Annotated in this window: 18 protein-coding genes; 2 read left to right on the forward strand and 16 right to left on the reverse strand. The window is 55.1% G+C overall.

Going from position 1 to position 21,889, the window contains the following annotated elements; genetic code table 11:
- Positions 1–9: 9 nt before the first annotated feature.
- From BLW71_RS22665 to BLW71_RS22715, 11 genes are read right to left on the reverse strand one after another with little or no spacing between them, the layout of a single operon-like run.
- Positions 10–1,146: a glycosyltransferase gene (locus BLW71_RS22665; RefSeq protein ID WP_091801812.1), complete on the reverse strand. Its 1,137-nt coding sequence runs from the start codon at positions 1,144–1,146 to the stop codon at positions 10–12.
- Positions 1,146–2,240 carry a glycosyltransferase gene (locus tag BLW71_RS22670; protein WP_091801816.1) on the reverse strand — a complete coding sequence of 365 codons (1,095 nt, stop codon included), beginning with the start codon at positions 2,238–2,240 and terminating at the stop codon, positions 1,146–1,148. Before BLW71_RS22670 ends, BLW71_RS22665 begins: the two co-directional genes overlap by 1 nt.
- Before the next feature lie 3 nt (positions 2,241–2,243).
- Positions 2,244–3,197: a polysaccharide pyruvyl transferase family protein gene (locus tag BLW71_RS22675; RefSeq protein WP_091801819.1), complete on the reverse strand. Its 954-nt coding sequence runs from the start codon at positions 3,195–3,197 to the stop codon at positions 2,244–2,246.
- Positions 3,198–4,490, reverse strand: a complete 1,293-nt coding sequence (locus tag BLW71_RS22680; protein ID WP_091801822.1) for an MATE family efflux transporter — start codon at positions 4,488–4,490, stop codon at positions 3,198–3,200.
- Positions 4,487–5,869 (reverse strand): O-antigen polymerase, encoded by a 1,383-nt coding sequence (locus BLW71_RS22685; RefSeq protein ID WP_091801825.1) that lies wholly within the window; start codon positions 5,867–5,869, stop codon positions 4,487–4,489. Before BLW71_RS22685 ends, BLW71_RS22680 begins: the two co-directional genes overlap by 4 nt.
- A gap of 9 nt (positions 5,870–5,878) precedes the next feature.
- Complete coding sequence (locus BLW71_RS22690; protein WP_091801826.1) at positions 5,879–6,814, reverse strand: glycosyltransferase family 2 protein; 936 nt, start codon at positions 6,812–6,814, stop codon at positions 5,879–5,881.
- Complete coding sequence (locus BLW71_RS22695; protein WP_091801828.1) at positions 6,811–9,051, reverse strand: polysaccharide biosynthesis tyrosine autokinase; 2,241 nt, start codon at positions 9,049–9,051, stop codon at positions 6,811–6,813. Before BLW71_RS22695 ends, BLW71_RS22690 begins: the two co-directional genes overlap by 4 nt.
- A 13-nt stretch (positions 9,052–9,064) precedes the next feature.
- A complete protein-coding gene (locus BLW71_RS22700; RefSeq protein WP_091801831.1) occupies positions 9,065–9,508 on the reverse strand; it encodes a low molecular weight protein-tyrosine-phosphatase in 444 nt (147 codons plus the stop codon).
- Positions 9,505–10,893: a polysaccharide biosynthesis/export family protein gene (locus BLW71_RS22705; protein ID WP_286162077.1), complete on the reverse strand. Its 1,389-nt coding sequence runs from the start codon at positions 10,891–10,893 to the stop codon at positions 9,505–9,507. The genes BLW71_RS22700 and BLW71_RS22705 overlap by 4 nt, the downstream gene beginning before the upstream one ends.
- A gap of 56 nt (positions 10,894–10,949) precedes the next feature.
- Positions 10,950–12,329 carry an undecaprenyl-phosphate glucose phosphotransferase gene (locus BLW71_RS22710; RefSeq protein WP_091801834.1) on the reverse strand — a complete coding sequence of 460 codons (1,380 nt, stop codon included), beginning with the start codon at positions 12,327–12,329 and terminating at the stop codon, positions 10,950–10,952.
- A gap of 47 nt (positions 12,330–12,376) precedes the next feature.
- Positions 12,377–13,903 (reverse strand): mannose-1-phosphate guanylyltransferase/mannose-6-phosphate isomerase, encoded by a 1,527-nt coding sequence (locus tag BLW71_RS22715; protein WP_091801836.1) that lies wholly within the window; start codon positions 13,901–13,903, stop codon positions 12,377–12,379.
- 1,528 nt (positions 13,904–15,431) lie between these two features.
- Here BLW71_RS22715 and BLW71_RS22725 point away from each other — a divergent pair.
- Complete coding sequence (locus tag BLW71_RS22725) at positions 15,432–15,656, forward strand: hypothetical protein (protein WP_091801841.1); 225 nt, start codon at positions 15,432–15,434, stop codon at positions 15,654–15,656.
- A gap of 25 nt (positions 15,657–15,681) precedes the next feature.
- Here the strand turns inward: BLW71_RS22725 and BLW71_RS22730 are convergent, their stop codons facing one another.
- Positions 15,682–16,071, reverse strand: a complete 390-nt coding sequence (locus BLW71_RS22730; protein WP_091801843.1) for a hypothetical protein — start codon at positions 16,069–16,071, stop codon at positions 15,682–15,684.
- Positions 16,072–16,147: 76 nt separating this feature from the next.
- Entirely contained in the window at positions 16,148–16,525 is a 378-nt protein-coding gene (locus BLW71_RS22735; RefSeq protein ID WP_091801846.1) for a hypothetical protein, read from the reverse strand.
- A gap of 585 nt (positions 16,526–17,110) precedes the next feature.
- Here BLW71_RS22735 and rfbC point away from each other — a divergent pair.
- A complete protein-coding gene (gene rfbC, locus BLW71_RS22740; RefSeq protein ID WP_091801848.1) occupies positions 17,111–17,659 on the forward strand; it encodes a dTDP-4-dehydrorhamnose 3,5-epimerase in 549 nt (182 codons plus the stop codon).
- A gap of 91 nt (positions 17,660–17,750) precedes the next feature.
- Here rfbC and BLW71_RS22745 read toward each other — a convergent pair whose 3' ends face one another.
- The 3 genes from BLW71_RS22745 to BLW71_RS22755 form a co-directional block, all read right to left on the reverse strand.
- Entirely contained in the window at positions 17,751–18,752 is a 1,002-nt protein-coding gene (locus BLW71_RS22745) for a GlxA family transcriptional regulator (protein ID WP_091801851.1), read from the reverse strand.
- Between the two features lie 204 nt (positions 18,753–18,956).
- Complete coding sequence (gene galU / locus BLW71_RS22750; protein ID WP_091801853.1) at positions 18,957–19,838, reverse strand: UTP--glucose-1-phosphate uridylyltransferase GalU; 882 nt, start codon at positions 19,836–19,838, stop codon at positions 18,957–18,959.
- A 623-nt stretch (positions 19,839–20,461) separates the two neighbouring features.
- Positions 20,462–21,451 carry a GlxA family transcriptional regulator gene (locus tag BLW71_RS22755; protein ID WP_091801856.1) on the reverse strand — a complete coding sequence of 330 codons (990 nt, stop codon included), beginning with the start codon at positions 21,449–21,451 and terminating at the stop codon, positions 20,462–20,464.
- Between the last annotated feature and the right edge of the window lie 438 nt (positions 21,452–21,889).

A 21,889-nucleotide genomic window follows, 5' to 3' on the forward strand; every position in this document is an offset into this window, starting at 1 on the left:
CGGGGCCACCTACTCCATAAACCCCGCGGTGCCCACCGCCTCTGCGTGCGGAATGACGGCTTGATACATCTGCAGCATCTTTTCGTTCATCGCCTGGGATTTAAAAACGCTGGTATAGCGCTCACGCGCTGCATCCCTCAAGTGGGCCAGGTTTTCAAGCTTCAGCTCTGCGAAGAAAGCCACCGCCTTCTCTGTATTTTGAAAATCGAGGTGATAACCGCTAATCCTGTGTTCCACGATATCCGGCAACGCTCCCGCCACGTTGCATATCACCGGCGTGCCCGATCGGAGTGCTTCAACAGCAACGAGGCCAAAACCTTCCCAACGTGAAGGCACCACGAGAGCGTCGGCGAGCTCATAAAAAAGCTGCAGCGCATCCCGTTCCTGCCAGCCAATGATTTGCACATTCTCAGGACACGATCCGCGAATCTGCGCCCACCAAGCGGAATTGACAACGGCCTCCCCGACTATCGTCAACTCGATATCATTTCGAGCAGCCGACCGAAGCGCATTGAACAATAGATCGATACCCTTCTGGTAATCCAGCCTGCCGACGAATAACAGGCGTATCGCGCGGCCTTCGCGTGAGATGACCCGATTCCGCGGCGCGTCCGACACGACATCCGAAATTCCGCTTACGATCAGTTCCAGCTTATGTTCTGGCAAGCCGGCGTTGAGTGCGGCGTTGTACTCGTGCTCGGAAATGCAAACGATCTTGTGGCACGCTACCGCCAGCATCGTTTCGATCTTTTTCCACAGCCAGTTCGTACGTTCTGCACCCTGGCGCAGATAGGACCAACCGTGCGGACAATAGACAACCTTCGTCTCCTTGCGCAAAGCCATCAACACAACGCGACCAATGGCGCCGGCAAAAGAGCTGTGCAAATGGATAACGTCCGGCGCCTGTGTCTTGACGAGCTTGAGAATCGCCACGCAGAGATTCAGCATCGTAGAGAAAGAACGCCCTTTTCTCCTGAATTCCCAGACAACGGCTTCGTGAAACTCGCTTCGCCCGCCCGCTCCGTCGCGGGGGACGATGATGTGGACATTGTCCGCTCCGTAAAGACCCACCTGGAACGGAATAATCTCCGCCAAATAGGATTCGATACCGCCCTTCAGCGTCTCGCATACGTGCACTATTTTCATCAGGTCCCCCCGATTGCATCTCGAGCCAGAATCAAACTCACCTGCTGGGCAATGTAGTTTTTCGAGGTCAGCGTTTCCTTGCGCGCACGCTCAAACGCCGCACGCTGATAACTCCGTCGCGCCGAGACATCCGTGGCAAATCTCCTGACTTGCGAACCAAGCGATTCGGCGCTACCCGTCTCGTAGTACATCACTTCGCCATCTTCGAAATAGTCAGTCAGTCCTCCGGTATTTGCCGCGATGACAGGCACGCCCAGAAATGCCGCTTCCAGTACGCAGGTAATGCCGGACGCGTGCATGTTGCTTTTCAGCGGCACCACGACGAGGTCCGCCCATGCATACGCGTCCTTTACCTCACCGAGCGAATTTGCGGACTCTATTTCCCATTCATCCGGATATGACGCAACCGATTTCTTGAAGGTACGGCTAAGCACTCGTACGCGGATGTCACTCACTTCGGAGAGAGCCGCACAAAACGTGTTCCAGTCTCGATGTTCGTCATTACCGATCGCAAGAACTCTCACTGCCGAATCGTCCCGAATAGCCGGAAGCTCCTCAGTCAAAAAGCTGTCGCGACAAATGCCGAATTTCACCGATCTCGCGTTGATCCGGCTGTCGAGCTGGTTCAACCAGTCCTGGTTCTGGCTGGACAACGTGATGACCAGATCCGCCTTCCTCAACACAGCTCCGAGAATCCTTGCGCCGAACTTACTCTGCTGTTTCAGCACGTCTGGGGTCCAGATAATCTGGCACACGGTCCTCGCTTTGATCAGCCACGGGAAAACTGTTCTCAACAGCAGAACAGAGAACGTCTCTTTATCCGTATGGGTAAAGATGTAGTCCGCTTTTGCCATTCCCCTGATATTTCTCAGCGCATGTACGAGATCGGCACGAAATATCCTGGATACAATTTTTCTGAAAATACGGGAAAGGGGGTTTTCGTTAAACGACTTCGAATAAAGCACGTCGAATCCAGACTCCTCCAGATAATGATATCCATAGGGCGTTCTGTCCGGCCTGAGGCCTTCGTCGAATGACTTCTTCCAATTCTCAACGGAAATCTCAGCCCAAAGCAATACGAATGCTGTCCGCACGGCTCACACTCCGCTGGCAGAGAGGACCACATTCGGAAGTGCCTTCGTCCAGCACTCGTAATAACCTGAGTTTTTGCCATACGAGTTATCAATCAGAACAATTTCTTTGTCCAGCAAGGCACCGAGAATGTGCCCATGCAATCTCGATGTCACAACGCGCTCGTATTTCGAGAAGAAATTCACATTCGCCTCGATAATTGAGCGCACCACCGGCAGGTACATTTTCCATGGACGAACCACCCTGACCGGAGCCATTCCCGCTAAGCGATGAAATTTGGTAGACCACTGTTCGAGAAACGGCGCCGAAAACTTCTGCAAATCGTTCCAATCTCCTTGAAAGTCCCGCCCAGGGACCGGCAGTTCCGAAACTTGCGAAGCCTGCGGCTGCTCTTTGTCTCCACGAATCAACCAGAGCGTACCGTTCGCTGCATCGCGCATTGCCGGTTTGAACGGTGATGATCCGTAGAGCCAATGCGCCATGTCTGGCAGTAAATAGACTTTGTCGCTCAGAAAATCCGCGGCAAATTTGTAGCTTTTTTCGTCTCTAACACAGATGTGTAGATTTCTATGTCTCTTGAAAATTGCTGCCGATTCCTTGGCCTTCGCCAAATCAGAAAAATGGATCGTCTGCGGCAGGAGAACAATCTTATTGTCGGGAAATTGACTTACGATCTGCTCACGAAATGACTGATGCCACGGATAAAGGTCACCGAAGTTACCTCCCCCCTGCAATACGATCGCCCTGTCGCCAACCGTATTTCTGGAAAGCTGCGACTTTTCCTTCAGACTGAAGCGGTCATCGATGATGATATTGTTATCACGAAAGAAATTTTCACTCCCCTGAAATATCAACAGATCCCCGATGTTGAAATAAACGGGATAGTCGGCAAATATTATGTGATCGCCTTGCGGAATGATTTCCAGCAACGACGTCAGTTTGTGTTTTAACGAATTCATTTAGCCTCCCCGTTTTAAAAAACCCAATGCCCCGCCCCAATCGGTGCGTGAAGGCATCCAATTTTCAGATCGCGTTTCAAAAGCGCCCTTGAACATGACCCACGCTACAGTGAGTTTTAGAACGGAGGACATCAGAATCCCGGTCGCAACGCCGACTACACCGAGCTGCAACCCGAGCAGATAGGCAAATACAATCGCAGACAAGCCGCCCACCAGTTGGCGGACCGCCCCCTTGTGCGGCTCGCCTACAGCACTGAACGCCTGAGAAACAATCAGGCTTCCCCCCGCTACACAGGAATCAATTGAGAGAATGCACAGGACCTTGAGGAATCGGGAAATCTCCACGTTCGTGATAAAGAACGAGGACAGCATGACCGGGGTCAGGCACGCCGCCATCAGCACCGACAAAACCGTGATATATCGGAAATTGACGGCAGTTTGTTCCACCACTGCATTTCTTGATTTCCCAATCGCCTTTGCCAGCAGCACCTGACTCAACGAAATCGGAATTTGGCCTACGCCCCGCGCAATTGCTGCGACGATCGTATAGATGCCTACCTCCCGCATCGGCATGGACAGTGCGATTAACGCGATCTTGTCCACCTGCCAAACCAGGATGTTCATTACATCGCCAATCCAGTACAGCGAGGCGAGACGGCCGAGTTCGCGTACATCCTTCCGTCCCAACACGCCTCTATTTTTATATTCCTTGATGCACACGACGATCGTGAACGCACTGCTTGCCAGTGATCCAGCGGCGTAGGCAGCCAGATAAGCTTGCGTTTCCACCACCGAGAACAGACCGAAAACGAGAATTCCCACCGCGGTCACCGCTGGCGACATCAATCGCGAGACACTAAATACATGGAACAGCTTTTCGGTTTGACAGGCACCCGAAAACAGCGCGTAGACGATCGTAGAATCGGTCAGAACGATGGTCCAAATCGTCACCAGCGTCCTATCGGCCGAAATCTTACTTGCGATATACGGTGCAATTGTCAAGCTGACGAGCGTGCCTGCGCCAAGTGAGAAAATCGCGCAGACAATCAAACATTTAAAGAGACTTTCCGCGCGTTCAGGGAACCGTTGCGTCAGATAAACGAACCCCAGATGAAGCCCAAAACAGCATATCGAAGCTAATAAGGGCGGATACGTCATAATCGCCGTCACCGCGCCGCGCGTGTTTAGACCGGCGAACAGCGACGTAAGGGCTACATTGCCGAAATTCAGCCCCAATATCGCGACATTCGATCCCAGCGCCTGACGGAATAGTGAATTGAAGTGTCGCGTCATATCCGCACTCTCATTGAGTTCGCGGTAGCCATTCGCCTCGAACCACGGTTAAACACCCATTCAATCAAGGCAACGAAAATCACCAGGAACAGGTACCGATTGGTATAAAACACCGCCAATACAGGGTCACCGTTTCTAAATAGAAACCAGCAATACATGATGAAAATCATGTATGCGCTCAGGAAACTCCAACTCTTTCGGGTTCGATTTTTCAACCAACGGTCAACACGGCCGATCAGGTATCCAAGCGCAATACCATACGGAATCAGACCAATCCAGCCAAATACCAGAAAGGCGTAACCAAAAATTGTCGGCGGAATTCCCCAGCCGGAAATTCCCATTGATCGCTCAACCAGAATGTGGTCCAGGGGGACATATGAATCGAACGGCATGAAAGGCGAGACGAGCGCCATGACATGAAGCCAGCCATAGTCGTAATCGGTCAGTCCGATGCCATTCTGGTACACGTTGATAATCTGATCGAGCACCCAGAATTCGGAGGTGTCGAGTAGCGCCAACGGAACCGCAGCGGCATCGCCCGGCTGAAATCCGGATCTGACGAGAAACAGCAGGAAGAGCATTCCCGCGGCCGCAAAGCCGATCAGGGCGAGCTTTTGCAGTCTAACCACGGACTTTCTTGCAACCAACGTGACGATAATCGCCATCAATACGTCGAACGCATACTCGCGCTTGATGAAGCAGACCGCCATCACCAATGAGATGCCGCACAAAATGGAATAAGAAATAACCATTTTGCGAGATTTGCGAAGCGCAAACAGCGCCGCACTGACGATAGCAAATCCCGAAATCAGCGTGTAGATCGACCCATTCTTGCTTGCAGATCCCACCTCGTCCTGAGTTGCCGCGAAATAGGTTTCCGCGTTGTAATTCGCAATCAGGCCTTGCACTCCGCCCACAGCCTTCAAGTAGCTGAAAAAGAACAGGATGGAACAGGCAATCATGAACAGACTGATCACGACTGCCAGCTTTGAACCCTTTGCCGGTGCACCAAGTGCAACGCCATCGGTCCCACTGAGCTTGGTTCCGGATAGAAACGCATAGACAAACAGAACCGTTCCAATGATCCATTGGTTGTCGTCACTCAAGTCGAAACCCGAGAATTTGTCGATCGCACCTAGCAGAACCAAGGCGGCGCGCGGCAACACGTAAAGGCTGAACACAATGAGCATGACGAACGCCGGCCCGGCGAGATTCTTCTTTGTCGCCTCCAATAGCGAACACGCGATCGTCGCCAAACAGATGATTCCGAAAACGGGAAAGATCTGAGCACCGAGCGCGGCAAAGAGCGCGCTCAACGCCAACAGCAAACTTAGCGGGAGCGGCCGTCGCGGTGCCGTATAGGTTCCAAGGGTTGCCATAGCGGTTCGTCAGCCCGGACGCCGAAGTTGACCGGACAGGCCATGTGCTACTCCGGTCGCAATTGCCACGGCCCCTGCGTAATTGCCCCTGATAACACGGCGAGCGAGCCTGCCCGACAAGGAGACAAGCAGTGGAATGACCCAGTGATACCTGAAATGGCTTCTAAGGAAAATGACCGAACCGCGAGAAAAGAAGTAGTCGAATCGAGGACTCCCCTTACCAACCGTGTTCGACTCCGCATGCATGACGATTGACTTCTCGGCAAAGGAAATCAACCAGTTCCTCTTTGCCAGCCGGAAGCTGTAATCGGCGTCTTCCCAGTAAAGAAAGTACTTCTCCGAGAGTGGCCCGATATCCAGGTACGCGTCCCGGCGAATCAGACAACTTGCCCCACACAGGTAGTCCAACTTTGTCTCGGCCGTGAAATTCTCGATGTGCATGGATCGACCGGTAATACGGCTGATTACGCCTCCGCCGGCACAGATCGTCTTCTCAACATCGTGTAGATCGACGATCCTCGATCCGACGGCGCCTATGGCATCACTTTGTTGAGCGATCTTGACCAGCTCTGAAAGCGTGTCATTGCGAACGATTGTGTCGTTGTTCAGCAACCAGAAGTATCTGACGGCCGAATCCCGCAACGCATTCATCGCCAGGTTACATGCGGCAGCGAAGCCGTCGTTGGAATCCGAGCGTATAACCCTGACCGACGGCCCAAGCTCCAGGAACTTCTCGTAGGAGCCGTCACCCGAACAATTGTCCACAACGACGATGGAGTAGGAGCCATAGTCCAGTTGCCCGATCGATTCGATACAGCGCAATGTATCCCTGGCGTTTTTATAATTCACCAGGATCACTGCCACGTGATGGCCGTTCGTCAACGGGATCGACGGATCACATTGTCCGTCGAGACGACGCTTCCTGTTTGCCAAGCGTTCGTTCATTTCGTTAGCTGCCCATATTCGTACGCGTAATACCGCCCATACCTGCGCCCGTAGCCGAGAGCGGTTCGCGGCAGATCATTGAGCAATGCACCTTTCAGTGCAACGCCACCGTGCTGCAATCGCCGAACGGACTCAACGATCTCGTGCAGTGGGTGCTGCGCATAGCGCAAGGCCAGAAGTGTTGTCCCGGCATGTTTGCCGATAATCGCCGCATCGGTCACGGCGAGGACCGGCGGACTATCCACGATCACTACGTCGTACGAAGTGCGCAGTTTCTCCAGCAATTCCGAGAATCTCGCGTTTGTCAGCAGCTCGGAGGGATTCGGCGGTACGGTCCCGGTCGAAATGAAATCCAGACCGGGAAGAACGTCCCGCTGAATAACCTTCTCGAGACTGATCTCACCCAATATGAAGTCACTCACGCCCGGCTCCCGTGCCAAACCGAAGCAATCGTGCACGTGGCCTCGCCGCAAATCACAATCTATTAGCAGCACCTTTTTACCGGAAGAGGCAAGTATCGTCGCGAGGTTGGCGACAATGAACGACTTACCCACACTGGGGCTGGGACTCGTGACCATCGCAACGTTATTCTCAGCCTCAAGCATGGCAAACTGAATTGCCGTTCTCAGGCTGCGCAGACTTTCGACTGCCGTATCGGCAGGATTCTGGTGCGCAAGGATATGAAAGCCTTTTACGCGCTGACGAACGGCATCGTCCAGCGCGCGTTGTTCGTCGCTGTGCGGAATCGTTGCATAGATGGGCAGGCCAGTGGCGCGCTCAATCGCGTCACCACTCTCGACGCCACCAAAAAACGCCTTCCGCACGAATGCGGTTGTCACGCCGAAAATCGCGCCCAACACAACGCCCATTGCGATCACCAACGCTTTCTTCGGCTTGATCGGTTCTTCCGAATCCTGCGCAAAATCGACCACACGCACGTTACCGACTTTGCCTGCCTTCAGGACACGAAGCTGCTGCGCGCTATTCAGAAGACCCGTGTACAGGTCCGTATCCACAGCGACGTCGCGCATGAGACGCAATGCGCCCTGCTCCAGGTTGGGCAACCCGGAGATTCTGCCGCCAAGGGACTCTGTCTGACCTTTTGCAGCCGCAATCTGCTTATCAAGCGCGACGACACTCGGATGTTCTTCGGTGAAGCGCTGCCTCAACTCGAGACGTCTTTGCTGCAGTTCGAGAAGCGCTGTATTCGAATCGACCGATTGCTGCAATATGAGCTTCGCTTCCTCGCTCAGATTGACGGTTCCCTTCTCATTTCTGAAGCGGTTGTACTTGGCTTCCGCGTCGTCAAGCTGGCTTTTCAACTGCGGGAGTTGACGATCGAGAAACTCGATAGTTTGTTGTGCTTCCGCTGATTTCAACGCGACGTTTTGCGTTACGTATTCGCTGGCCACCGCATCCAATATACTCTTCGTCTTCTTTGGATTGGGTCCATTCAAGGTAACACTGAGGATGCCGGATTGCTTGCCCTTTTCCTCAATCTTGAGATCGTCCTGAAGGTCTTCCACCGCCTGAAGTTCGGAACTGCGCTTGATAATGAACTCGGTTCCTGGACGCGCGGTTAGCCTGGATACGAGCAGCGTGACTTCGCCGTCGTCGATCCGGCCTTTCGCGACGCGGTTCAGCTTCCCTTCGAGCACCACGTCGCCTGAGCTCTTCAATACATACGAGTCACGACCGGTAGCCACCAGCGTGAACTTCTTCTTCCAATACGTTCTTGGAACGTCGAATTGATCGACTTGAATGCTCTCACCACCCCACGCAAAACGACTCAGGCCAAGAAATGCGGGCGCGATCTCTGCCGGGCCAGTCGCTGACATCCGGCTCTCGTAGCGATTGCTCACCCATCCGCCAATGATCGGAAAGTGCCGGGGCGTAGCCTCGATAAAAAGCTTCAGACTCGAAACCGCGGACCCGACCACAAGCCGCGACCGCAGAAGTTCGATCTCGGCGGTGGTTGCCGATTTGGCGTCCAATAAGGGAGCAAGATCTCCAAGCAGATTCTTTTCGGAGAGGTCGGAATCTTCGACCTGAATCAGAATATTGGCTTCGTAGATGGGGCGCGCGCCGAAAGCGTAGATGACACTGAGCGCGACGACAAACGCCATGATTCCCGCAATGAGCCACCGCCCTTCGTATATCAGCGAAAGGTAATCAGCAAACGAAACGTCTTCATTGGCACTCGTGGCGTCAAGCGACGCGGGTAGATTAGCAGCCATTTGTTACCTATATTTATACGTTCAGTTCTTCCAGCACGTAAGACCAATGCTTCAGGCCGGCTTCGATCGACGCAAACGCTTCTTCAAATTCGGCTTTGCTTTTCTGGTATGGATCAGCCACGTCGAATTTCTGAAAGTGCCCCACTCGATAGGTTCGCCCTGTTGCGAATCTGTACGTGTCTTCGACCCTCTTCTTCTGCTCTGCGGACATCACCAGAATCATGTCCGCGGCCTTCACCATCGACCAGCCGAGTTGCCGGGCCACGTGCGTATCCAGACAGAGCCCTCGCTCCGTCACGACCGATCTGGCAAAAGGATCGGCCTTTTTCCCAATCAGCGCGTTTAAACCAGCTGAGCTGATATGAAGCCGTGGAAACAGATCGATGGCCAGCGCTTCGGCCATAGGGCTTCGGCAGATATTTCCCTCACAGACAATCAGAATGGAATGGACGCTCATTTCGTCACAATTGCTGCGGTTAGACCCGCGTTGATCGCTGGCAGGAGCAGGCTGAGGACACGGCTGAATCGGACAAGTCCGCTGCCATCCACATACACCACGTCCTTGGGTTGCAACTGGAATTCGTTCGCCAGAATCATTGAAACGGGCGATCGGGCATCCAGATGGAAGACTTCGGGATTCGCGCCCTGCGAACTGCGTATCACGTAGAGTTGAGCGGCGTCGGCTGAATTCGAGTTGATACTTCCCGCCTGAGCCAGCGCTTCACTAAGCGTCAATGCACCGGTTCTCAGCGGATAGGCGGTAGACGGCTTATTCACTTCGCCCATGACGTAGACGCCGCTTTCGTCTCGCGAAACCACTCTCAACAGGTCCCCGTTCTGCAGCACGATTTTCGAAGGGTTCTCTCCGCGAGCGAGCATCTTCGCGAGATCCAATTGATAGGAGACACCGTCGCGCACCAGTATCAGGCGGCTCTGGTCAGCGCTATCAGCGAGGCCGCCTGCCCGAGTAATCGCCTCGTAGAGCGTCATCGGGATGTCGGTTATGGACACGACACCGGGACTTCTGACCTGACCGTCTACGTAGACCTCTTTTGCACGGTAGGACGCCACCCTGACAGTGACCTGCGGATTCTCGAAAACGCGCTTCAACGCCGCGGCAATTCGATCCTGAGCTTCGCCTACCTGAAGACCGCGGACAGCGATCTTCCCTGCGTACGGAAAGCGGACAGTACCGTCTCTTTCAATAATGAAGCCAGCTGCGGGATCGGTACTGCGCTGCACGTTTGTCTGGGTCTGCTGCATGCCTTGCGCGACTGCGAGTTCAGGATGATCCCAAACCGTAATCTGCAGTACGTCACCGACTCCGAGCGTATAGCCGGACGTGTTCGAAAACAGCTTATTGCTTTCGACCGCGGTGGGTTGCCCCACTTCGTCACGCATCTTCCTGATCAATGCGGTATTGATGTCGACTATCGGAACCTGGAGGTTGACCGGCGGAGTCTGTGCGTCGGCACTTGTCAGCGGCAACGTTGGAGGTGTTGTCATTCGCATTCCGGGTGCGACCGAGCACGCCGACAGAATGACGCTTGCAGCCAGTCCGGACAGCAATTGATAACCGCGACGGCAATCAGTTTCTTTACAGCGACTGACCCACTTCCAAAATAATGCCATCAGATAATCCTTCAAATGCTTTTTCATTGATTTCGAATTCGGCGGCAGCGTCAACTGCAAAAAAATTCGCACGATCTCCCTGCGAATCGCGTATGAAAATTGGTGTAGCCGTTTTTCGGGTTGCGGTCTGATTGACCAGCGGATTTCCGTGGAATCGTCACCGAAACCTCGCCAGGACTGCAGTACACGCCGGCAGGCTTGTGTTTCCATGCAGCTGCGAAGACCACGCACTGAAGTAGATAAAATTCGTTCGAGTGGCTGACGTGTTAATAGGCGTTACTGCTCGCCAGCCCCTTTACCATCGTCGCAATCACGATCCGCATGTCCAAACCAAACGACCAGTTCTGCAGGTAGTAGAGATCATGCTCGACTCGTTTCTGCATTTTCTCCAGTCGGTCGGTCTCCCCCCTGAACCCATTTACCTGCGCCCAACCAGTGATACCAGGTTTAATCCGATAGCGATGGATATAGCCGTCAACAACCTTTTTATACATCTCGTCATGTTCGATCGCATGCGGCCTTGGCCCGACCACCGACATTTCGCCGCGCAGCACGTTGAAGAATTGCGGCAGCTCATCGAGACTAGTCCGGCGCAGAAGCGCACCTACTCGCGTGATGCGCGGATCGCCCTTGGTGGCCTGAGTGACGACGCCCGCTTTCTCAGCATGAGCACGCATGGACCGGAACTTATAGATGCGAAAGACCTGTCCATCAGCACCCTTCCGGTATTGCGTAAAGAAGACCGGACCGCGCGACGAGCACTTCACCGCGATCGCGATGATCAGCAACAAGGGTGTCAGCGCGAGTAGCGCCAGCGCCGCGAACAACCGGTCGAAGATCTCTTTCTGTACCATTGCCCGAGCGGGCAGCGGCGACGCAACCAGGCTGATCGCCGGCGAGCCGATCAGATCCACTACGCCGGCGTCGAACAACGCCATGCTGCGCACATCCGGAATGAAACGGATGTTCACCAGATCACCACGAAATTCGTTGACGAAACGGAGCATGGTCTGGGCTTCCGACAACGGCAAAGCCAGCCAGATCTCCTTAATCGCGTTTTTTCTAACGTGTTCGGAGAACTCGTCGAAGTTCTTGAATACCGGAATGCTCTTGGGTGCGAAGACTTCGCTTGCGCCGACCTCGAATAGAGCCGACATGCGAAATCCGCTTGCCGGAATCGCCTGCACCTTACTCACAACATCCTTGCAATGAGACCCGCCGCCTACCACAGCGACGTTGCGCAAGTTCATACCAGCGTGGCGCATGCTACGCAGCACCGAATGCAGCACCAACCGCGACCCAATCAAGCCAGCCGCGCTCGTCGCGGTCCAATAGATGAACCAGAGCCGCGAGATCATATCCGTGCGATGAACGGAGAACATCAGAACGAGCCCACCCGCCTGGACCAGCAGCCAGGCCAACGAGACCTGCCCCGTCAGCCGCCACAATGAGCGACCGCGCCACGATTCATAAAGGCCGAATGCAGGGAACGACACCAGAGCAAGCGCGACCGAGAACGTAATGAATGCGCCATCCACCCGAGTCTGAACCAGATCTTCAAAGCGAATGTGCGACGCCAGAAGTGCGCCCGCCACGATCAGAATCACGTCGACAAGCCGCGCCAATAACCCCTGTAATCCGAGCATGTTGTGATCTCCCCGCCAGAAGGTGGACAGCGTGCGTAACCGAAGCGTCACGCCCGCCCGTATGTATCATCAAAACGAACAATGTCGTCTTCACCGAGATACGGCCCGGACTGAACTTCGATCAATTCGAGCGGCAGCTTCCCCGGGTTCTCGAGTCGATGCGTCACGCCCAATGGAATGAAAGTCGACTGGTTCTCGCTCAACAGAAATTCTTCGTCCCCACGCGTGACCAAAGCAGTGCCACTCACCACGATCCAATGCTCCGCGCGGTGGTGATGCAGTTGCAGCGACAGGCGACCGCCGGGATTGACCAGGATCCGCTTGACCTGGAAGCGCTCGCCATGATCGACCGAATCGTAATAACCCCACGGGCGTCGAACCTTGCGATGAACCTCGGCTTCAGGGGCCTGCAATGCCCGCATCCGGCTGACCACGCTCTTCACTTCCTGAACACGGGAACGGTCGACCACCAGCACGGCGTCGTCCGTTTCAACCACCACCACGTTGCTCACGCCAACGCATGCGATCAGACGCTTCTCCGAACGAGCGAAGCTGGACGTGGCCCCCTCGAAAACGACCCGACCATGGGAAGCATTTCCGTCACCGTCTTTCTCCAGTGCATCCCAGACTGCATCCCACGAACCGAGGTCGGACCAGCCCGCGCTGAGCGGGACTACGACACCTTCCGCCATGCCTTGTTGCGCCCCGAGGTGTTCCATCACCGCGTAGTCGATCGAGTCGGCCGGGCACGACTTGAATGCTTCAGCGCCCGGCCTGAAGAACGAAGCGTCGCTGGAACCCTGCGCCTGCGCTTGAAGACACGCGTCATACATTGCCGGTTGGAGGCGCTTGAGCGTCGCAAGCCATACACTCGCGCGCAAAACAAAGATGCCGCTGTTCCACCAGTACTGACCCGACGCCACGTATTGGGCAGCGATCTCCGCTGCGGGTTTTTCGACGAAACGCTCGATGCGATGCGCCTCGCCACTAATCTCGTCGCCAAGCTTGATATAGCCGAAGCCCGTCTCGGCACGCGTGGGCGGCACGCCCAGTGCCACGATCGCACCGCGCTCGGCGTGCTCTGCGGCTTGAGCGACTGCCACCTGGAAAGCAGCGACGTCGACGATCGCGTGGTCCGCCGGCATGACCAGCACAATCGCATCATCCCCATCCGCGCACGCAGTCGTGGTCGCCAACGTCAGTGCAGGTGCAGTATCGCGACGAGCCGGTTCCACCACGATGCGCGCCTCGACACCCCGTTCACGCAACTGTTCCGCCGTCACGAAACGGTGCTCCTCTCCACAGATAACAATCGGAGCACCCACCAATCGCCCATGCGCGCCGAAGCCCTTCATCCGCTGCACGGTAGCTTGCAGCAGCGATTCCGAACCGAGTACGTCAATTAGCTGCTTCGGATACTGCTCACGCGAAATGGGCCACAGCCGTGAACCGGCGCCACCTGCGAGCACCACCGGAACAAGCCGGACGGACGCCGCGGAGAACACCTGTTCCGTCGGAACCGACCTGCTGTCACCAGCGCGCACAACAGCTTCATCCGTTGAGGTGTTCAGCATATGCAGTCCTATTCGTAGTTCCGGCTTGAACAGATTCACAGAGCATTTTTTTCTTTGCATCAGTCACTTCTTGTCACTCAACCGCTGATTCCAGTCAACACTCAAGCACTCGGTTACGCGAGCATTTAGACAGCAGATCAAACAATGCGATGCCATACCCTTCGTGTACTGGTCATCGTGATCCAGCAACGGGGGTAGTTCGTGGTTCCAAAAAAAGGGACTTGCCCATCGTCACGACAGCGTCGGCGGTGGGCTTACCGATGTGGTGTTCGTGGCGTCTCCAGCCACTTCCGGCTTCCGCCCGCCTATCGCGCGAGCGAGTTCAACTTGAAGGCCGAACCTGCTTTTGCATCCGTTCGCGATCGTCCGGCTAACGACCTGCCCCAATCCAATCGGTCAATGCTCATTTCTCTTTCACTGATAACGCTGTTAGTGGTCGTGTTATCAGCAAGAAAATCGAGATTTCCCTTTCGCATTTCGGGTGTCGCCCCAACCGCTCACTTTCTACAAGTACCCCGACCTCAGTTGCAGTGCATCATACATAGGCCATCTTCTGACTTTGAGCGACTGACGGAAAACGCCAACATGTTGGCGTTTTAGCCCATTCGCTTGCCATGCCCTGAATCAGGCACCATCCCGATCTCACGAATGCATCCATGTATTGGCAAGAGGAAGCTGCAAATCCCGGAAGCAATCGCTTTTTCCGCACTTCAAAATTTCCTCTGGCGCCATCTTATGGATCGCAAGATTCCTCGGTGGCCGGTGCGTTTTAGCGAGTTATCCATGCAGGTCATGGCCCACATTCTGGCCGTCCGGCGCCAATTCTATTGGCGACTGCAGACAAGAGAAGGCCGCAGAAAGACCTCTCAGCGACGGCCTTTAAGGGAACGATAGAGCCGCGGTCAGAGACCCAATTCCAATCAACACGCCGAGAATTGCCCATAGCCGCAAGCGGATCATGAGCCTCGCCCGCGATGCTTCCCAGTTCCCACGCGCCCGATGCGGCTGAAACTCAAGAAATATCAATGTCTGGAAGTGCCGGCGCCCAACCTTCAACGCGGAAAACACGCTGAAAAGCAGGTAGGCGATCGCCCCACCGAAGCAGAGATTTGCGAGAATCGAAAGGACAATTACCATATATTTCACCAACTTAGAACCAGCGATTGAGGTTCTTGAAGACTAGCGGCCGGCGCGTCCCGTTTCATGACAAACATTTGGCCGTATCCGTCTTATTCATTCATAGTCCAGATATGCTTCGCGCTCACTGCGCATAACACGATCATCCTTCGTCGCACGAACGCCGAGCCGACATCCGTTTCCTAAACGCATCCGTCAAAGATGTGGCTCAATCCGCCAAAGGGAACATAGCTCTCCGCAGTGGTGTGTACAGTACGGTAGCCAGCAGGCCCGTATGAGAGGACGCCTCGTCCTGCCCCACCGTGGCACAAGGATTTGGCTACGCGCTCATGACCGCGTCATCATCTCAACAGCGGCCAGCTCGCCGCCTTTTCACCGCATAGAGATTCACATGTTAGAACCGACTATCGACTCCCTGCACGGCCAGATCCTCGCTCTGCTCAGCTTCCAGAGCTCGCTTCTCGATGTTTTACCCGCCGAGCAACGCGCGATTCTCACCGGCGCTTTCATTTCGTCTCTGGAAGCAAATCGGAAAAACATGACCGCGCTTGCCAATAGCGACGCGACGGTCAATGCATTTGATAGAACCGCAGCAGCGCTTCTCGCGTTGATCTAGCGCATTCCTTGCAATAGCCGATTCCCTAATCCGCGTCGCACCAAAACTGGTGTTCGGTGCATTTGTATGCTGACGTGACCTGCAGCCTGCAGGCTTGGTGAACGGCGACTACCACGGGAGACCGATAGTCGAGATGCCCTGAACCGACGAATGCCTCCGCAAGGGCCTTGGCGTCGAACAACTGCTTCGATTCACGCAACATTTTCGCTGCGAGTGCTTCCGAACGGCCGGCCAACGATACGCGCGCCAGCAGATCAAGCGGGCCATTCACATACATCCACAAATGTGTGAATTCGGCTGCGTGCTCGGCGAGCAGCCATTTTCCGGTTAGATGATGCCTCAACAATTGAGACAAGACGAGATAGGTTAGAAGTTCAGTACAAGAACGAGTGTCGGCGTAATTTGACCAGGACATGTCGAGTCAGTGGAATTAGCTAGGTCACACATGCGGCGTGCACCGAGTTACTCTGTTGCGAGGGTTCGCATTACCTTCAACCGCCCTGCCTGTGAAAGACGATCTCTCCGGGCAGATTCGCCACACACGCGACGAAGATTTCGATCACCACCTGGGAGCGCCAGTCCAGCCTCACGCCGCAAAAGAACATGCGCGCCAGACTGCGTGCGTCGAACCGCTCCGGCGAGGTTCGCTCGAGTTGCTCGGCCAGCCGTTGCGTACGGCATGCCAGCGTCACACGCTGCAGCCAATCGGCGCGACGGCCATTCAGGCGCAGCCACAGTCGAGTGGATTCGATCAGTTGGCCAGGCTTCAACCACTGGCCGGTTTTCTGGCGTGCGACCAGTTGTAACGCAACCAGATAGGCGAGCAGTTCCGTACGCGCCTGAAGATCTAATTCGAGCAGACGGTTCATTATTGGTGACTTAAGTGGACGCGCCCAGTTGGTCGCGTGCTTTTGGAAATGAGCATGGCGCCCCGGGTATGCAGTGGATGAAGCCGACCCACTCCACCGCCTACGGGTAAATGCCTAACGCCAGCCGGATTTGTTATCACGCGACGGATAGTCCTATGGACAATCTGATCGGGTCCGCCAAAACATTGAGGGATTCCGCCGAGCTTCGAAATTCGCGGGTGAGGGGTCGGGACTTCGCCGATCACACAACCTGGCATCGCACGATGCCGATCGGCTCCCCTTGCCGAAATACGCAAATGGCGTATCACACCAAACTTTTGGCGATCAAGGATAAACGGCCACTTGTAAGATTAACGGCTTAACAGATAGGTACTCCCGCGATGTGGTTTCCGGGGGCTCATCAGAACTGGCCTCCAATCCGTTTCGCAGGCAATCGATATGGATAACGGCGCACCGAAGGCGCCGTCCAGTGGCTGCCCGCTGCCGAGATCGACAGTACACACGCGGCGCTATCGCACAGAACGAACAGCACCTCCCGCAGAACGCCATGCAGGGTGTCCGCAATTCTTCATCCTATTCGTCACAATGGCAATCCAGGTCAAGCACACGGCAATTCGCGACGTCAAACTGATCGAGCCACGCATTGTTCACGATGCAAACGGCATTTCGTTCGACAGCTTCGATCAGGAGGAATTCGAGGAACACGTAGCGCGTGGCTATCGTTTTGTGCAGGAACGTCATACCGTTTACCCCCACAACGTATTGTGTGGTCTGCACTATCAGATTCAACGGCCACAGGGAAAGCTGGTGCGCGTCGTCAATGGAGAAGTCGTGAACGTCGCGGTCGATCTGCGCCGTTGGTCGCCCAGCTTCGGCCGTCATATCAGCGCGCGACTTTCGGCTGCCAACTGTCATCAGCTATGGATTCCGCCTGGCTTCGCGCACGGTTTTCTGGTGCTGTCGGACGTGGCGGAGGTTCTCGGCAAGACTACCGAACGCGGTTTAGCGGAGCACGAACGCACGCTGCAGTGGGACGACCCGGATATCGCTATTGAGTGGGATCTGAAAACCGCGCCGATCACGTCGGAGCGCGATTCCGTGGGTACTCGCTTCAGCATGGCTGAAGTGTACTGACAAGAGCCGTCATTCTCGCCTTGAACGCCCTTCCCGTTGAGCGATTACTGGTTCTCCCACTGCCGGTCTCACGAACCTGGGCGTGGCCTCCTCAAGCCGGGTTGAAAGCGCGCTTGCTCGCGCGGTACTCGGTCGGCGTCACGCCAAGATACCGGCGAAATACTTTCGAGAGCTGGCCGCCGCTGCCCATACCGCAACGTCGCGCGATCTTGTCGACAGGCAGATCCGTTTCCGACAGAAGGTGGCGACACCTATCGATACGAACGTAGAGAAGATAGTCTGACGGCGTCACGCCCATTTCCATCTTGAAGCGACGCAGGAAATTGCGCTCGCTCATCGCGACGAACTGCGCCGCTTCTTCAATCGTGATCGCCCTGCCGCAATTCATCTCCAGCCACTGCACCGAAGACTGAATTTTTTCGCTCACCACGCCGAGCACGTTTTTGTTTGGCGCGGCAGTAAACTGCGCCTCAAAGCGCAATCTGACCACTCCTGTGATCTCGCGCGCGACTTCTGCTCCAAGGTCTTCTTCAATTATCGTAAGTGCTCCACGCAGCGGAGTATTGGATCGGTGTGGAATCGACACTTTCAATCCGCGCTGGTCAATCGTATGAGCGTCTTCGCCAAGGCCGAATTTGCGGGACTTGCTCGGGAATTCGGCGGCATCCAGAAGCAACTGTCCTTCGGCAATTGGAAAAATCCTTTCGCTTCGCAAGTCGAGCCAGCGCAGCCATGCAATGAGACGCTCCTCGCTTAACATGTTTTGAACGCCGGCGCCGCCGGCAATGAAGAGTGCGTGAAAATCGTCAGCGCGACCGCGTGATTCGATACTGTCGGTCCAGACGAACACCGACGATGAACTCGCTATTCTTCCACCGCCTACCGAGAGCAAATGAACATCGTAGAGCGGGCCACCAATGCGCATGGAGGTACAGAATGCATTAGCCGACTGAAAGATTTCCGCTACCGTGGCGGCCTCCGGCAGCGCGAATCCATTGAAAAGAGTTATCCCGATGCGTTTCACCGAGCGAACGCCATGTAACACCTGAGGCTGAGCCGCATGGCGACTAGCACGGGAAAAGAAACCTGCCATCCAGCCATCCCCTGAAGATAATTGGCCGCCCACGGCTACGTATGGGCCGTTTGGGAAATCGTACACAGGCGCTCTGCATAAAACTGATGGCTGGCTGTCCGGATGACCGTGCTTCTGCTGATCCAATTGGCGGGTCGGATTCGGTCGCCCACGTGCGGATTCTTACCGTGCAAGCGAGCACCGAGTCCGGACACGCTGACGATTTCACAACGGCGACAGAGACAGATACTCATCGAGGTACTCACGAAACTCGGCACCGACCTCAGGATGGCGCATCGCGAATTCCACTGTGGCCTTCAGATAGCCGATTTTGCTGCCGCAGTCAAAGCGTGTGCCGCGATACTTGTATGCCAGCACCTGCTCATCGGCGAGCAGCGACTCGATTGCATCTGTCAACTGGAGTTCGCCACCGGCTCCCGGCTTGATTGCGCGCAGATGTTTGAAAATGCGCGGCTTCAATACATATCGGCCCACAACCCCGAGGTTTGAAGGAGCCACGCTCGGCTCAGGCTTTTCAACAATGCCCGACATCTTGATGATCGACTTTTCCCATTCCTTGCCATCGACGATTCCGTAGGACTTGGTATCCTGCGCCGGGATTTCCTCAACGCCAATCACCGAGCTATGGTAGTGATCGAACACCTCGATCATTTGCGTCAACACTGGGGGACTGCCGTATAGCAGGTCGTCCGCGAGAATCACCGCGAACGGGCTATCGCCAACCAGCTTCTCCGCGCACAGCACCGCGTGCCCGAGGCCGAGAGCCTCCGGTTGGCGTACGTAAAAACAATCGACATGGCTGGGCTTGATGCTGCGTACCAACTGCAGCAGCTTGTCCTTGCCGCGCGCTTCCAGTTCCGCCTCCACCTCATACGACTTGTCGAAATGGTCTTCGATCGCGCGCTTGCTGCGACCCGTCACGAAAATCATTTCAGTGATGCCGGCGGCCATGGCCTCCTCGACGGCATATTGAATGAGAGGTTTATCGACAATCGGCAGCATCTCCTTTGGGCTCGCCTTCGTGGCAGGGAGAAATCGTGTGCCAAGACCCGCTACCGGAAATACTGCCTTCGTAACTTTTAGCATGAGGGACTCCGAGTGTCATTAATATGGCCAAATCGCACGTGCTTGATCCCGACCCCACGGATAGGCACGCAAGGCGAGGCGCGTTCAACGGAATACGCCGAGGCAAAATGCGCTAAGGTCAACGCGTGAAGCCGGGACCGGCGGTTCGGCGGATGTTGCCGCTCACGCGGGTCGAAAAAAAGAAGCGGGAGCATAAGGCTGAAATGGGTCACGTAGCCGCGCATGGCGCAAGCGATTCGAATTTTGGCCGAACCGGCCCTGCTCAATGTATTTTCTCTCGATCAGTTCGCCATCGCGCCGGTCTTTCGTTTGGCTCTCGACCGTTAATACAGCTTGAATTCAGCGATTTTCTCCAGCAATTAGTAAGCCCTCGCACATCGCTTTAACATAAGCCAATTTGCCGAGCCTCGCTGTGCGCGGGCAATGAATATCGCCGAACTATCACGGCGCAAATTATTCACAACGAACACTGATCTTTTTGTCAGCAATCTGATTCGCGTCACTTTAACCAGAAAAGTGGAGGCATAACGAAAACCACGGGAATTTCCAAAAACAAACAATTTGAATTACTTCCACCATGGTCAATCAATGAAGGCGGCGTGAAGATGAGCGCGATTCCGCGATCAAACCCGCGTGCGCATACGATACTCCGTGGGCGTTGTCGTTAGATGCTTGCGAAAGAGTTTCGCTAGCCGGCCGCCGCATCCAATGCCGCAATGGCGCGCCACCTTGTCGACTGGCAAATCAGTTTCGACAAGCAGGCGACAACTCATATCAAGCCGCACGTACAGCAAGTAATCGGACGGTGTCACACCCATTTCAATCTTGAAGCGCCTGAGAAAATTACGCTCGCTCATGCCCGCGATCTGCGCTGCCTCGTCGATCGAAATATGGCGTTGCCCGTTCGTTTCCAGCCATTTTGCCGATGCCTTGATCTTTTCGCTCACGCCAATCGAAGCACTCTTGCGCACAATCGCCGTAAACCTGGTATCCGCGGATGGCGCGACCCAGTCAGCTATCTGATGCGCAATCTCGGCGCCGAAATCTTCCTCGATCACCGCAATAGCTGTTCGAAACGGGCTGACGGAAGCGCTCGAAGAGCCTTTACCAGCGCCAGTCTGCGCGATTTCGCCCTCGCGTTCGCCGTCACGCCCGACACCGGCTGCGTGTCCGAAACCAGCGGCGTCGAGCAACGCTCGTCCTTCACCGATCGGGAATACCAGTTCCCCGCGCCCATGCGTCCGCCGAAGCCACGCAACCAGCTGTTCATCGCGCAGCGCATCCATCACGCCTTCGCCACCAGCAATAAACAAGGCGTGAAAGCGCTCTGACTCGCGCTGAGCTCCTATGCTTTCGGTCCAAACGAACACCGATGAAGAACTCGCGACCCTGCCTCCCGTTGCCGACAACAAACTCACGTCGTAACGCGTCTTGCCATACTGTTCCCCTTCGGTGAGCGCATTCGCCGACTGGAATACCTCCGCGATCGCTGCTGCCTCGGGAAGGGCGAAGCCGCCAAACAAAACGATACCGATACGTTTCGCGGTGCCGCTCTCTGGCAAAACGTGACGTACCATTGGGCTGTTGCGGTCAGCGACTGAAAAACACCCCATCAGATTTTCCCCGGAAATTGTTGTCCGCTCCGATTTGCTTTGAGTCTGACTAATTATGCGGATTGATCCTACATAAGGATGGTCTGCGACGTATTTTTCTGGCTGAATCGACCAAGATGTTGGCGGATATGATCAATCCTTTAGACAACACATAAGGCGATCACGCCAAGGCAATGAATTTAATAGTCTTATGAAAATAATCAGAAAAACGCAAAAAATAAATCAGGTTATTTAGAACAGCAATATTTATATTTGACGCTTTCAATTTCATAAAGCATTGGATGAACACTTGAAGTCCGCGTGCGTGGCGGCCGCTCGCAACCAGCGTGGCATGCGCACCCCACGATCCTGTCGTGCCAATCGTCGCTAATCGCGCATAGTGGCTCGCCAATGCGGATCACGCTGAATTGGCAGGACTCCCTATAACAAAACTACCGA

Origin of the sequence: Burkholderia sp. WP9, from assembly GCF_900104795.1 — a bacterium.
Lineage (GTDB): Bacteria > Pseudomonadota > Gammaproteobacteria > Burkholderiales > Burkholderiaceae > Paraburkholderia.